The organism is Paenibacillus sp. 01T442, from assembly GCF_056398345.1.
The window spans coordinates 423,480-436,566 of sequence record NZ_JBFTPF010000001.1 but is presented as its reverse complement, the minus strand read 5'-3'; the positions used below and the strand labels follow the sequence as shown (position 1 = coordinate 436,566).

The following is a 13,087-nucleotide window of genomic DNA, read 5'->3' as shown; positions in this document are numbered from 1 at the left end:
CGCTCCCTTATTTGCGATCTTCCTCGTGACCAATCGTCGAGACTGAATTTCGCTCTATAATTTTGCCTTCAACAATGATATTTTCATCATAATCACCTTGCAGCACACCTAATTGATGCATTAACAATCGGACAGATTGGGCACCTAATTCGGATGGCTGCAAATCCATACTCGTCAAAGACGGGTTCGATTGCACCATCATCGAGTTATCTCCGCATATCACAAAGATAGAGACATCTCCAGGAACACTAAGATTAAGATCCTTAATGGCATTAAGAACACTGAATGCGGTACGGTCATCATCGGCAATAATCGCGGTTACTTTTTTCTTCTGCTTACCGAGAATATCAATCGTCTCTTCATAGCCATAATCCATGTATTCACTCGAGTTCAGCTCAGGAGGCTTATGATGAATCATGTGCTCCTCTACATCTAGCCCATGAACCTTCATGGCTTCAATGAAGCTAGCTTTGCGATCAATCGATACGGTCATATGCTCATTCGCATTCAAAAACATAATATCTTTATGGCCTTTGCCAACTAAATACTCGCAAATATTGGACATCATCTGTACATTATCGTTATCTACACTTGTAGAATGTTCTATGTTTTCATTCATCACATGACCCACCGTCACAAAAGGGATCTGTCCCATATGCATGAGATTAATCCGTTCATCATTGGCTGTAGGCCTCATCACAACAGCACCATCGATCGGATAACTCGTCAAAAATGGCGTTTTCACCTCATGTACAGGAATAATATCTAACAGGACCCTATACCCATAATAAGCTGCCTCCAGAATGACCCCGTTGATAAACTGCGTATGAAATGCACTAAAGAAGAAGCTGCCGTGCGGTATGGTTAAGCCAATGGCCATCGTTTTCTTGGTAACCAAGCTTCGCGCAGTATGATTAGGGACATAATTTAATTGTCTAGAAACACTCATCACACGCTCTCTGACTTCGTTGCTTGTCGGTCTTTTTTGGCTAAAGACATTAGAAACTGTCCCTTTGGAGACTTTCGCTAGCCTTGCAACATCATCAATTTTTGCCATGTTCGGGTAAACATCCCTTCGTTACAATGTCCGTTTATTCCAATTGTGCATTAAGCTTCTCGACCAAGTCAATTAAATCTACCGGATTGCTAATGGTATAGGCAGGTCTTTGACTTTCGTCTTCATGCACCTTCGGATATCTTGACGTCCAGCTCAAGAAGATGCTCGTGATCCCCATTTGATTGGCGCCTTTCACATCACGGCTTAGGTTATTACCAACCATGACGATTCTGGAGCAGTCCTGCTCCGTGAGTTCCAGCGCACCCATCGCGGCTTTAAACATACGAGGACTTGGTTTCGAGTCCTTAATCGTTTCGGAATAAATCATCGTGGTAAAATAATCATACAAGCCATGATCCGTTAGCATGTTTTTGAACGATTGCGCCCTGCCGTCAGCTACAAGAGCCAGTATATAGCCACGTTCAGCAAGTGTCCTCACCATCACATCAGCCMCAGGAATCAGATCTGCTTTAATCACAATATCGTGGTCATCTCTAATTTCGGTTCCTTCATCAATAATGGTATCTCCACAGTCTAGGAAAACAATTAGCTTCTTCGCATGGGGATCAATCGGCATATGGTCCTTCGTTGTTGGTTTATACATGAGCAGCGACACCTCTTAAGTTTAATTGGTCAGCATAATGACAAGCCGTGTAATGATTGTTGCCTACATCCTGCAGCTTTGGTTCTTCTTTCACACATTTGTCAGTCTTGTACATGCACCTAGGATGGAAATGACACCCGCTCGGAGGATTGGCCGGATTCGGTACTTCACCTTCTAGAATGATACGGTCCTTCTTATAATCTGGGTCAGGCTCAGGTACGGCCGATAGAAGCGCCTCTGTGTAGGGATGCTTAGGTGATTGAAATAGTGCATCCACAGGTGCTAACTCGACAATCCGGCCCAAGTGCATCACCGCTACACGGTCAGAAATATTTTGAACGATAGATAAATCATGCGAGATGAAAATATACGTAATCTGAAGCTGCTTCTGCAGATCCTTCAACAGATTAATAATTTGTGCTTTGATCGAAACATCCAAGGCCGATACCGCTTCATCGCAAACGATAAGTCGAGGCTGGGAAATAAGTGCCCTCGCAATCGCGATACGCTGTCTCTGTCCTCCGGAGAAGGCATGCGGATAACGCTTCAGGTAGCTGACATTCAGCCCCGTCTTTTCAGCAATTAAGGTAACTTTCTCATCCAGCTCCGCTTTCGTTAGCTTAAAGTTGGCGAGCAGCGGTTCCGAAATAATGTCATACACACTCATTCTCGGACTTAGTGAGGAATACGGATCTTGAAAGATCATCTGAATATCTTTTCTGAATTTCTTGAATTCTTTCCCGCGAAGGCCTAGAAAATCGACTTGCTCATCACCTTCCGTATGATAAATGACTTCCCCAGAGGAAGCATTCATTCCCCTTACGATACAACGGCCTAGCGTTGTTTTCCCACAGCCTGATTCACCGACGATACTTAGCGTTTCTCCCTCCATAAGTTCGAAAGAAACGTCGTTCAACACACGGACGGATGAAGGTCTAGCAAACAATTTGTTTTTATCTTTGACCTCAAAGTTTTTGATTAGATGGTTTACTTTCAAAATAGGTTTAGACATAGGTACGCTCCTCACCTTCCTTCGTGTAAAGGAAACATCTAACCATATGGTTATCAGAAATTCGTGTTTTGGGAACCGATTGTTTGTTGCATACCCCTTCAATCCGATCCTTACACCGGTCATAGAAACCGCACATCGGAGGCATATTGATCGGCATCGGAACGGTACCTTCAATCGATTCTAACCGTTTATTTCGGTTGCCAGCTAATTTAGGCATTGAATTGAGCAAGCCTTTGGTATAGGGGTGTTTGGGATTTTTGAAAATTTCACCAACAGTCGATTGCTCGACAATCTTCCCTAAATACATGACAGCTACTTCATCGCACATCTCTGCAATAATGCCTAGATCATGCGTTACAAGCAGAATTGCCATGCCAAACTCTTTTTGAAGCCCCTTCATAAGCTCCATCACTTGGGCTTGAATGGTGACATCGAGCGCAGTCGTCGGCTCATCGGCAATTAACAATTCCGGATTACAGGATAAAGCCATGGAGATCATGGCTCGCTGACGCATACCACCCGAAAATTCATGCGGATACTGGTCAAATCTTTTGGCTTCATCTGAAATGCCCACTTTACTTAACATCTCAAGCGCAATTTTTTTCGCTTCTTTTTTATCTTTGGTACGATGAATGAGGATCGATTCCATGATCTGATTGCCAATCGTATACATCGGTGAAAATGCCGTCATCGGCTCTTGAAAGATCATCGCAATTTTCCGGCCGCGAATGGATCGAATCTGCTTGCCCTTTGTATCAAGCGATAACAAATTTAATTCATTTAACGCCTTCTCCGACGTAGAGTGATACACAATTTTACCGGAAGTTTCGCACTCTTTCGGATTAATGGAGATAATCGCTCTGCTGGTTAAACTTTTCCCACAGCCAGACTCGCCAACAAGTCCAAGCGTTTTCCCTTTTTTTATATCAAAATCAACGCCATCTACGGCCCTCATTTCCCCATTATCCATCTGGATATGTATCTTGAGGTCTTGAACAGACAGTAGGGGTAGTTCGGATTGTGAATCAATAACAGCTTTTGTCATGACATTCCCCGCCTTACCTTAGTTTATTTCTTGTATGGATCAGCTGCATCACGCAAACCGTCGCCTAGAAAGTTAAACGTTAATACGGTAACAATGACAAATCCGAGAGGGATTAGCTTCCATGGATACAAAGCAATATTCTCAATTTGCTGTGCTTCCTGAAGCAATACACCCCAGCTGGTCGCAGGAGATCGTATGCCAAGTCCTAGAAAACTCATGGCTGTCTCCCCCAGAATCATACCCGGGATGGCAAGTGTCGTCGCCACAACCAAATAGGAGATAAATCCAGGCAAAAGGTGCTTTATAATAATTTTAGCGTCGCCAACACCTGCGATTTTAGCTGCTAATACATATTCTTCATTCTTTAACGAAATGAACTTCCCTCTCGCAACCCTCGCTAAATCCGTCCAACCAATAAATGCAAAGATGATGACGATATACAGATACATGGTCACTACGGGAACGCGGGCTGGTATGGCAGCGGATAAGGCCATCCATAAAGGAAGCGTTGGAAAGGAACGAATGATTTCAATGAACCGCTGAATAACGGAGTCAATCCATCCACCGAAATACCCGGAGATGCCTCCGATAAACAAGCCTAAGACGAAGCTTATAAACACGCCAATGAGCGGGATACTTAATGAAATTTGACTGCCCAGAACAACACGCGACAATAAGTCTCTCCCCATGCCATCTGTACCGAAAAGAAAGATACGACCGGGCTCATCTACACCAAATAGGTGCGTCTTCGTTGGGATCAAACCGAGAAATTTGTAGCTTTCCCCTTTTACCAAAAAACGCAGCGGATGACGAACCTTTTCGTCCTGCACAAACATTTTCCGCAGTGTAACAGGATCTCTGCCTGATTTGAGCTCATTAACAAATGGTCTCATATGAAAATGGCCTTCCGCATCCTTGAAGCTCAACTTCGTAGGGGGCGCATTGACATATTTACTGTCATAGCTTTGTAATCCATAAGGTGCAATGAACTGAGCAAAGATAGCAGCTAGGTAGAATAAGCCTAAAATAATTAAACTGACACGAGCTAATTTATGTTTTTTCAACCTGCGATAAATAAGACGCCACTGTGAGCTGTAGTAGACATCGTTGTTTTTGGGACGCTTGAATCTGGTCGATATTTGATTTCCTATTGATGTTATTGGTTTCATAGGTCACACACCTCGGAATGCCGTGCGAATTTTGGGATCAAGCCATGCCAACAAAATATCCGAAATTAATGTTCCCACAACCGTTAACACGGCCATAAATAATAACCACGTGCCTGCCAGATACATATCCTGAGCTAGTAATGCGTTGTACATGACTGGACCTTGAATAGGCAAATTCAGAACAATCGCCGTAATCGTTGAACCTGTAAAAATGGACGTTAATGACCATCCAAGCGTACTTACGATCGGGTTGAGCGCAGCGCGCGTCGGGTATTTCAGTAATATTTTCGTTTCTGATAAGCCTTTGGACCGAGCAGTCACCACATTCGGCTTATTTAATTCGTCCAGCATTTGCCCTCTCATGACTCGAATGAGCTCTGCTGTATTCGCCAAACCTATGACAATAACAGGGATAATCATATGCTTCAGCAAGTCAAGAATTTTGCCCATCGACCATGCCGCACTCGCGTATTCATTTGAAAATAAGCCTAACAAAGGATCACCAAAATACACATAGGACAAATACATGAGAATGATGGCCATTAAAAAGTGAGGCGTAGCCATACCAAGAAAACCGAATGCCGAGAAAATATAATCACCAATGGAATATTGCTTAACTGCACAATAGATCCCAATTGGTATCGCTACCGCGTACGTAAATACCATCGTCGCTAGAGAAACGATCAGAGTTAACGCCATGTATTGCGATATCACATCCATAACAGGCCTGTTAAAGCTAAACGAATATCCGAAGTTGAAATCGGTGAAAATGTTTTTCATCCATTCCAAATACTGTATAAACCAATGTTGATCTAATTTTAAGGCTGATCTCATTTCAGCAATATCCTGTTGCGTCATGATCTCACCAGCCGCGGACATCTTCGCCGCATATGATGAAACATAGTCACCAGGCGGCAACTGAATGATATAGAAGACAATAACCGATATTACAAAAACAACGGGTATGACCAAAATTATTCTTTTTAAAATATATTGGAGCATCTCGATCCTGTCCTCTCCGGTTAATTCGATGATCCTCTTGAAACGAATACTGGGGAAATTGACTTTCCCCAGTATGTCGTAAACAACGACCTATTGTTTGATAAAGAATTGAGACGGATGTCCATGACCTAAGCTGCGGAATTCATCAGCAAAGATTAAATTCTTAGGCACGTTGCCCATCTTGTTTGAAACAACAATCAGATTTGGTGTTGGGCCCGTGTAACCAATCAGCCATTGATTCTTTTGATTGAGTTTAATGATTTCATTGCTCCACTTCGTAATCTCTTCTTTGGTTGACGATGCTTTAACTTTATTCCAGTAATCCAAAATTAACGCGATGTCACCTTCCGGTTTAACTCCCTCTTTACCATTGGAAGACGTATACAAGCCATAATTGCCAAGCCATGGTGTTAATACGCGCAGTGGTACAAGTGTATCCGGTCTAAACGCCACATTGACAAGCGAAATATTTTCTGTCGTTGCTGCAATCTTATTGGCATATTTGAGATCATTATGCGTACCGGCATCTACCACTTTGATATCTACCTTGAGACCCACTTGTTCATAATATTTCTTGACTAATTCCAAGAAGGTTGCCGTATTCGTCGTGTTCTCAGTAACCGTAATGGTTAGATCAGAACCGTCAGCGTTTAAACGAAAATTGTTTTTATCACGTTTTGTCAGACCAAGTTCATCCAGAAGCTGATTCGCACGCGCTTGATCAAATTTACTCCATTGATCGGCCCAGCCTTTTTGGTAGCCAACCAAGCCTTCTGGAACGGAAGCCTGTTGAGGTGCCCCTAAGCCGTTCGTAACAATTTCTGAAATCTCTTTGCGGTCAACCGCAACAGAAACAGCTTCTCTAAATTTAATGTCTTGGAAAAGCTTACGCAGATTAGGATCAGCAATGGTTTGATTAAACTGAAGCCCCGTACTTGACCATGCTGCTGTCGTCCAAGCCAATACATTGAAGCCTGCTTTTTTCTCATTTTCTTTTAATACGGTGAAATCTTTAAAGTCAAACCCAAGCAGATTATAATCGCCAGCTAATGCGCCAAGAACTCTTTGTGCTGGATCCTGTACTTTGGTAGCCACGATACGGTCCATATAAGGCAGTTGATTTCCTTCACTATCTACTTTCCAATAGTAGGGATTACGCTCCATAATAAATTGATCACTATTCGGATCGTTTTTAGCTACCCAAGCTCTTAAGGTTGGGATTTGCGGGTTAACCCAGTAGTAATAGCCCGTTGCTACCAAGAAAGATTTCACATCGGCATAACCCCATTGCTTCGCAATTTCAAGCGCCTTCGCGTCACCTACAAATTCAGGCAATATCGTTTTTTGGAAATGTGCCGGCGCAAAGAACCATTTGTTATCGATGGCCACACGCTCCAAAAATTGTACGCTAGGATACTTATGGGTAACTTTAAAAGTGTAATCATCCACTTTGGTCACTGTGGCTAAAGCCTTTTCTCCCGACACAGGGTCGACAGAGTAATAGGCATCATAAATTTTCTTACCGAAAGTCTCTTTCGTGAGCATATGCTCCCAATAGAAAAGGACATCGTCAGCTGTAAAAGGCACACCATCTGACCATTTCATGCCTTGTCTCAAATGGATCGTGAATTCTGTTGAGTCTTTGTTGACTTCATAGCTTTTGGCAACGTTAGGCTCAACCGCACTTCCGTCCTTATTGAAACGAAATAACGCTTCCTCCGTAGGTTGACCAACAGCCCAGCGATCATTCGGTCCACCCCAAGGCATTTTCCAGTCGCCGCCGTATTTCCCGATTTCATCCGTTACCTTCTCGACCATAATATCTTCCTTAACAGGCATCCGATCCGTTACTTGCTTAAGCGACCCTGCAGTAACAAGCTTCGCTAACATCGGGGCTTCTTTGAATCCGCTTATCTTTGTAGCCGCTGATGCAACTGGACCTGTTGTTTCTTTCACTGCTGAGCTTGCTTTTGGTTCACTTTCACTCTCACATGCTGCAAAAACAACTGCAAATATCAACATCATCCCAATAAACAAACCACTTCTTTTCAAGCCAATCCCCTCCATAATGTTAAACTTGTTCTTCCTTCTGCCTCATCGCTTAATTAGAAATCGGTACCTTTCACCCCCAAGGTAGAATATCCTTAAACCGGTTTAATAAGATATTAAAAAAAATGAGATGTATGTAGTTAAACCGTTTTAATAAAAAATGTAAGCGCTTAACACACGGAACGCGAGTGCTCTTCCTAAGATGTAAAATTCCCTGTTTTGGTTTGTTAAACCGGTTTAATACTATTAATTGTAAGCGTTTGCTTTTTTGCTTATTTGTATCTTACATCGGATTTGAATCGTTTGCAACGTTTTTTTTGGAAGAATGTGGGGGGCTTGCTGAGGGAACCGCGAAAGAGTAATCAGGTGCATTGCGATGTGTTATAATTGGGCTAACATTGTCAGTTTGGTTAGAAAGGAATTATCCCCATGCGCAAAGGTGAACAAACGAAACTCCGCATCATTGAGAAATCGGCTGTTCTTTTTAATGATAAAGGGTACACGGGCACGACGATGCAAGATATTATGGACGCGACTGGCTTAACCAAAGGAGCGATCTATCGCACTTTCACCAGCAAAGACGATATTGCGATTGAAGCTTTTCAATACGCTGGACAAGTCTTATGGCAGCAGTTCGCTGCGGCCATCGAACTTCAGGACACGGCTATTGGCAAAATTCTAGCGATGTGCGATGTGTACCGCGACACCGTCCATAACCCACCCATCCAAGGTGGATGTCCGTTCTTAAATACAGCGGTCGAAAGCGACCACTCCTTCCCTGTTCTTCGAGATCATGCTGCCCAGGCTTACACCCAAATGTCTGGATTCCTTCAATCTTTGCTTGCACAAGGAGTGAGCAACGGGGAATTTCAACCAGAGATGGAATTAGAATCGGTAGCTTCATTTATTTTTTCAAGCATTGAAGGCGGCATAATGGCTAGCAGACTTACTCGGGACAACCGACATGTGGCTTATTCTCGTCAACATATTGAACGGCTGCTCATGACCTACAAGGCTCATTAGCAGCCGTTTTTCTCTGCGCTTGTTCAGTGCACTCGTCTGCCTGTAACCTTCGATGGCAGCATCTCTCCTTCAGATCATTGTCGTGCTAGGTTTTCTAAAAACAGTACGAATAACGATCTCCGCAGCTACCATGAGACAGAGGATCGATCCGTACACGGCCACGGTGTAGCTGGTTGTATACGTAAGGCCAATCCCATTATGGAGCAGCGCAGTTATGGTATGAATCGTGAGATTCGTAAACACGAAAGCATAACTCCTCGTCATCCACTTGCGATGTTGATTGACCTGTTTTTTCTTGATCTTTACGATTGCGACGATGGTCATAGCCAGCCACACAATATTCATCAAGTTAAACCCCATGCTGCTAGCTTTCCCGCCTGTCGCATATGGCGCCATATAACCGGAAGTGACGTCAACGATGACCACGGAGATCAAGTAGAAATACCCGTTCATACGATGGAATTTACGATACTTTTTCAAGATAACTGAAGAGATATTAGCAGCCCCCGACAGCATAGCCATACATGCGAAAATGACGTGTACATTCATCACTTTCAGCCAAACTTCCGTGTGTAAAGCTCGTTTAAGCGTTTCTTTATGGCCTAGAAAGGCAGTTGCTTGCGGATCATGAACAAAGTTGGCGTACAAGACGTACACGATAAATACAGCTGTAATTAATAACATGAATAGGTAAGCTTTTTTACTAGTGGACATACCTTCATCCTTTCTAAAGAGGAGCTTCAATAAGAATAGGCAGCATGCCCCGCCAGATATTTGTGCGCTAGCGTTCGATGGCAGGCCGAGATACTTCCCTTGCGCACAATATTTGTGCGCTAGCGTTCGATAGCAGGCCGAGATACTTCCCTTGCGCACAATATTTGTGCGCTAGCGTGCGATCGCAGGCCGAGATACTTCCCTTGCGCACAATATTTGTGCGCTAGCGTGCGATCGCAGGCCGAGATACTTCCCTTGCGCACAATATTTGTGCGCTAGCGTTCGATAGCAGGCCGAGATACTTCCCTTGCGCACAATATTTGTGCGCTAACGTTCGATTGGCAGGCCGAGATACCTCCCTTGCGCACAATATTTGTGCGCTAGCGTTCGATGGCAGGCCGAGATACTTCCCTTGCGCACAATATTTGTGCGGTAGCGTGCGATCGCAGGCCGAGATACTTCCCTTGCGCACAATATTTGTGCGGTAGCGTGCGATCGCAGGCCGAGATACTTCCCTTGCGCACAATATTTGTGCGCTAGCGTTCGATTGGCGCAAATTCTGCAGCATCGCCACGCTTAGAAGGAAATTCTGTACTTTGAATTTTATACTTTCTGTTTTTTTTAAAAACCGAACCGTACGGTCTTTTTTTTATTATATAACAAAGCCTACCCTTTTTCCTATTGAATTGTTACAAAAATAGGAAGACGCGAGCATACAAAAGCCCAGCGCAAAAAGCGACCTCTTCCTAGAAGGGGCCGCTTTGGGTTAATGTGAGGGAATCCAACCTAAGATTTGCAAGATCGTTAGTACCACTTCAATAACAATGAGAATCACAACGATCCATTCAACGAAGAGGCCTCGGATGGAGTGACTAATGTTTGAGAAACMTTCCAAAATGTGATACAAAATGTCCGTTTTGCTTTTAAGAATGGTGAACCGATCATTCAATTCAAAAAATTCGATCATCTCATCGTAAAAATGGCCCGCTGAGCTATTTGACCAAGTCAAATCAGGTTTATCCAATATCATGATATACGCAAGGGTGTTATATTCATGACGAACGATTTGTGCTGTCGTTCTTGCTAATTCTTTGTTGCCTACACGAAGCTTCCCTTTTTCAAGTCTATCGATCATAATCTCAAGACTATCGTGAATTTTTCCAAGCTGTTCCTCGATCTTTTCAAGTGCAACTGATTTGGCAAGGACGGTCGAGATTAACTCCGGATAATAGGGCTCATATTCAGCGACTACGACATACTTGTCAGTCAATTCCATGTTATTGATTTGCTCGGTGTGCAGTCTGTAATTTTCCGTGTATTTCTCGGAATGTTGAAGATCGATCTCTGGTTCAAATGTCTGAATAAACTTCAAGAAGTTCGTTATTTCTCCCTTGTCTACGTGATTAACGAAGACGACGCTTCCGAAAGAAAACACAAACACTTGTTGGAATCCACCTATATCTTTATGGAGGATCTTAGAAAGGATTTCACCTCTTAAACTTAAAGGCTGTTCCCACGTAAATTTTTTGGGAATCCCGCAATAGGCGGCAATTTTGTTCAAATCAATTTCATTCGTTATGGCCAAAGCTTTAAATGTTAAATCCTTCATAGTCACCACTCATCTGTCTGAAAGAGTTTTACTCCTATTTTTGACAGAAAAAGTGTTCTTCAATCCTCACTCGTTGGTACGATAGGCAGCCATGCTAATTTCTCTTGTAGTACAAGATAGAAAAGTATACACTTTTCTATGGATGATAGTTTTCCTTGGTGTTAGATAAAATGAACGAGACTATGGGGAGGCAACATAACGATGGCACATACAGCCGAAATTAAAAGAGTACAATCCTTGCTCCGTCATGCGCAGCAACTATCTGGCGCTGGCAACCAAGCGGATGAAAGAATTAAGAGCTTGAGCAGCAGATTAGAAGCGCTTCAACAACTTGCGGGTGAGCATGCAGCTCCAAGCGAGACAGCAAGCGACAGCGCTGAAGTCGAAGTCAGTGAAGAGACGAATGAAGTGAATGAAGAAGCAATTGATGAAGTCGCTGCAGCCGAAGAACAACCTGCCCCAGATCCACAAAATGAGTAGCTAATCGTTATGAATGCCATAGTTAACTAATTAATTTTAATTTTGCTTTTTTGAGGATAAGCTTCTGGTATAGCACAATGTATCGATCTAACAACTGACTAATGGATACGACTTTCTCATGTGTTAGGCTACCATTGATCGCCGCTTGATTGATCATTTCGAATCGCAAGCTGTCAATTTTCTGCTGAAGTTTTGATTCCATCGTATCCATCTCCGTTCTAGTTATATAAATTAGTTGCTTGTCCTAATATCTGTATAGTAAATGAAGACTATTAGATTACTATTAGAAATTGTTGGTGAGAGTGTTAGTTTCAAAAAAGAAGAGACCAACCCTAAGTAGAATTCACTACTTGAGGTTGGTCTCTTTCTTGCAACTGCGACTCTTACGTTCGCTTATGCAGCGAATGAAACTCCACGGGCGCGACACCTTCCAACTTGTGGAACAATCGACTGAAATACTTGGCATCTTCATAGCCACAAGCATAAGCAATGTCCTGTACAGATGTTGAGCTTTCTTGGAGCAGCTTGCGTGCCTTATTCAGGCATAGCAGCGTAAGGTACATGTGCGGTGTGTAACCGAATTGTCTTTTGAATAGGCGTCTTATCTGCGCTTCACCTAGTGGAATCGACTGGATCAATTCTTGCAAGAGGCATGGATCCACATCCGCTATCTCTACCCGTGTCATCAATTGATCCGCTAACCCMGTGATCTCTGCCTTCTCCTCCAATGAAATCGCCATGTGAGGAGGGTCCTGTGCTACAAGCTGATCATACGATATCCGTCTTTCGTCTACATCCACTACAAGATGAAGGAGCAGTCGGCTGAAGGCAGCTTGAAGCTGGAGCGACTTGAAATTAGCGTCAGATTGGTAGGCGTCAACAACTTCATCGATGGCAGCTACGATGTCAAGGCCTACCGCTTGGAAGACAACGGCGTGAGGCAGCCAAAGAGAGCCGCGTTTATGGCGAACTCTTCCTGCTTCCTGATCATCCATCTGCTGATCGAGTGCCTCCTGCGCCTCAGGTCGATGCTCCCAATCAAAGTGGATCGCTTTATGCGCTTCAAAGGGGCCAGACAACGTATGGACAGTCCCAGGAGGGATCAGTAATACATCCCCTTTTTGATATGGAAGGGATGACTCGCCAATTGTAAGGCTGCCACGTCCCTTTTCAATCCACACCAATTCATGATCGAAAATGATTCGCGGAACCATATGCAAGGCTTGAAGCATATGATGCGCATAGCGGACATAAGGCCGTATGGGTTGTTTTTGCAATAGTTGCATGAATGGCAGCATAAGTGCTCTCCCACGGCCATAGGCC

General features: G+C 43.5%; 13 protein-coding genes. 2 read left to right on the top strand and 11 right to left on the bottom strand.

Annotated elements, in window-relative coordinates:
• Positions 1 to 7 precede the first annotated feature (7 nt).
• The 7 genes from AC1DLM_RS01830 to AC1DLM_RS01800 all read right to left on the bottom strand — a co-directional run bounded on the left by AC1DLM_RS01830 (position 8) and on the right by AC1DLM_RS01800 (position 7,941).
• Entirely contained in the window at positions 8 to 1,057 is a 1,050-nt protein-coding gene (locus AC1DLM_RS01830; RefSeq protein WP_441987788.1) for a LacI family DNA-binding transcriptional regulator, read from the bottom strand.
• 34 nt (positions 1,058 to 1,091) lie between these two features.
• Positions 1,092 to 1,661: an HAD family hydrolase gene (locus AC1DLM_RS01825; RefSeq protein WP_477568896.1), complete on the bottom strand. Its 570-nt coding sequence runs from the start codon at positions 1,659 to 1,661 to the stop codon at positions 1,092 to 1,094.
• A complete protein-coding gene (locus AC1DLM_RS01820; RefSeq protein ID WP_477568895.1) occupies positions 1,654 to 2,673 on the bottom strand; it encodes an ABC transporter ATP-binding protein in 1,020 nt (339 codons plus the stop codon). The genes AC1DLM_RS01825 and AC1DLM_RS01820 overlap by 8 nt, the downstream gene beginning before the upstream one ends.
• The gene (locus tag AC1DLM_RS01815; protein ID WP_477568894.1) at positions 2,666 to 3,718 is read right to left on the bottom strand and encodes an ABC transporter ATP-binding protein; all 1,053 of its coding nucleotides are present in this window, start codon (positions 3,716 to 3,718) and stop codon (positions 2,666 to 2,668) included. The genes AC1DLM_RS01820 and AC1DLM_RS01815 overlap by 8 nt, the downstream gene beginning before the upstream one ends.
• 23 nt (positions 3,719 to 3,741) lie before the next feature.
• Positions 3,742 to 4,887, bottom strand: coding sequence for an ABC transporter permease (locus AC1DLM_RS01810; protein WP_477568893.1), 1,146 nt, complete (start codon positions 4,885 to 4,887; stop codon positions 3,742 to 3,744).
• A 3-nt stretch (positions 4,888 to 4,890) separates the two neighbouring features.
• On the bottom strand, positions 4,891 to 5,889 hold the full coding sequence (locus AC1DLM_RS01805; RefSeq protein ID WP_441987783.1) for an ABC transporter permease: 999 nt from the start codon (positions 5,887 to 5,889) through the stop codon (positions 4,891 to 4,893).
• A gap of 90 nt (positions 5,890 to 5,979) precedes the next feature.
• Complete coding sequence (locus AC1DLM_RS01800) at positions 5,980 to 7,941, bottom strand: ABC transporter substrate-binding protein (RefSeq protein WP_477568892.1); 1,962 nt, start codon at positions 7,939 to 7,941, stop codon at positions 5,980 to 5,982.
• A 426-nt stretch (positions 7,942 to 8,367) separates the two neighbouring features.
• On the opposite strand from AC1DLM_RS01800, the gene AC1DLM_RS01795 reads away from it, so the two are divergent.
• Entirely contained in the window at positions 8,368 to 8,961 is a 594-nt protein-coding gene (locus AC1DLM_RS01795; RefSeq protein ID WP_441987781.1) for a TetR/AcrR family transcriptional regulator, read from the top strand.
• 69 nt (positions 8,962 to 9,030) lie between these two features.
• Here AC1DLM_RS01795 and AC1DLM_RS01790 read toward each other — a convergent pair whose 3' ends face one another.
• Together AC1DLM_RS01790 and AC1DLM_RS01785 are read right to left on the bottom strand one after the other, a co-directional pair.
• Positions 9,031 to 9,675 (bottom strand): DUF2306 domain-containing protein, encoded by a 645-nt coding sequence (locus AC1DLM_RS01790; RefSeq protein WP_477568891.1) that lies wholly within the window; start codon positions 9,673 to 9,675, stop codon positions 9,031 to 9,033.
• A gap of 766 nt (positions 9,676 to 10,441) precedes the next feature.
• Positions 10,442 to 11,284 carry an RMD1 family protein gene (locus AC1DLM_RS01785; RefSeq protein ID WP_477568890.1) on the bottom strand — a complete coding sequence of 281 codons (843 nt, stop codon included), beginning with the start codon at positions 11,282 to 11,284 and terminating at the stop codon, positions 10,442 to 10,444.
• Between the two features lie 201 nt (positions 11,285 to 11,485).
• On the opposite strand from AC1DLM_RS01785, the gene AC1DLM_RS01780 reads away from it, so the two are divergent.
• Positions 11,486 to 11,764 carry a hypothetical protein gene (locus tag AC1DLM_RS01780; protein ID WP_477568889.1) on the top strand — a complete coding sequence of 93 codons (279 nt, stop codon included), beginning with the start codon at positions 11,486 to 11,488 and terminating at the stop codon, positions 11,762 to 11,764.
• A 22-nt stretch (positions 11,765 to 11,786) separates the two neighbouring features.
• On the opposite strand, the gene AC1DLM_RS01775 is transcribed toward AC1DLM_RS01780, so the two are convergent.
• Together AC1DLM_RS01775 and AC1DLM_RS01770 are read right to left on the bottom strand one after the other, a co-directional pair.
• Positions 11,787 to 11,966, bottom strand: coding sequence for an aspartyl-phosphate phosphatase Spo0E family protein (locus AC1DLM_RS01775; RefSeq protein ID WP_477568888.1), 180 nt, complete (start codon positions 11,964 to 11,966; stop codon positions 11,787 to 11,789).
• Between the two features lie 181 nt (positions 11,967 to 12,147).
• Positions 12,148 to 13,062, bottom strand: coding sequence for an AraC family transcriptional regulator (locus tag AC1DLM_RS01770; protein WP_477568887.1), 915 nt, complete (start codon positions 13,060 to 13,062; stop codon positions 12,148 to 12,150).
• Between the last annotated feature and the right edge of the window lie 25 nt (positions 13,063 to 13,087).

Excerpts from the sequence above, each read along its gene's own strand:
- AC1DLM_RS01830 (WP_441987788.1), bottom strand. The coding sequence starts at position 1,057 with ATGGCAAAAATTGATGATGTTGCAAGGCTAGCGAAAGTCTCCAAAGGG.
- AC1DLM_RS01820 (WP_477568895.1), bottom strand. The coding sequence starts at position 2,673 with ATGTCTAAACCTATTTTGAAAGTAAACCATCTAATCAAAAACTTTGAG.
- AC1DLM_RS01815 (WP_477568894.1), bottom strand. The coding sequence starts at position 3,718 with ATGACAAAAGCTGTTATTGATTCACAATCCGAACTACCCCTACTGTCT.
- AC1DLM_RS01810 (WP_477568893.1), bottom strand. The coding sequence starts at position 4,887 with ATGAAACCAATAACATCAATAGGAAATCAAATATCGACCAGATTCAAG.
- AC1DLM_RS01805 (WP_441987783.1), bottom strand. The coding sequence starts at position 5,889 with ATGCTCCAATATATTTTAAAAAGAATAATTTTGGTCATACCCGTTGTT.
- AC1DLM_RS01795 (WP_441987781.1), top strand. The coding sequence starts at position 8,368 with ATGCGCAAAGGTGAACAAACGAAACTCCGCATCATTGAGAAATCGGCT.
- AC1DLM_RS01790 (WP_477568891.1), bottom strand. The coding sequence starts at position 9,675 with ATGTCCACTAGTAAAAAAGCTTACCTATTCATGTTATTAATTACAGCT.
- AC1DLM_RS01780 (WP_477568889.1), top strand. The coding sequence starts at position 11,486 with ATGGCACATACAGCCGAAATTAAAAGAGTACAATCCTTGCTCCGTCAT.
- AC1DLM_RS01775 (WP_477568888.1), bottom strand. The coding sequence starts at position 11,966 with ATGGAATCAAAACTTCAGCAGAAAATTGACAGCTTGCGATTCGAAATG.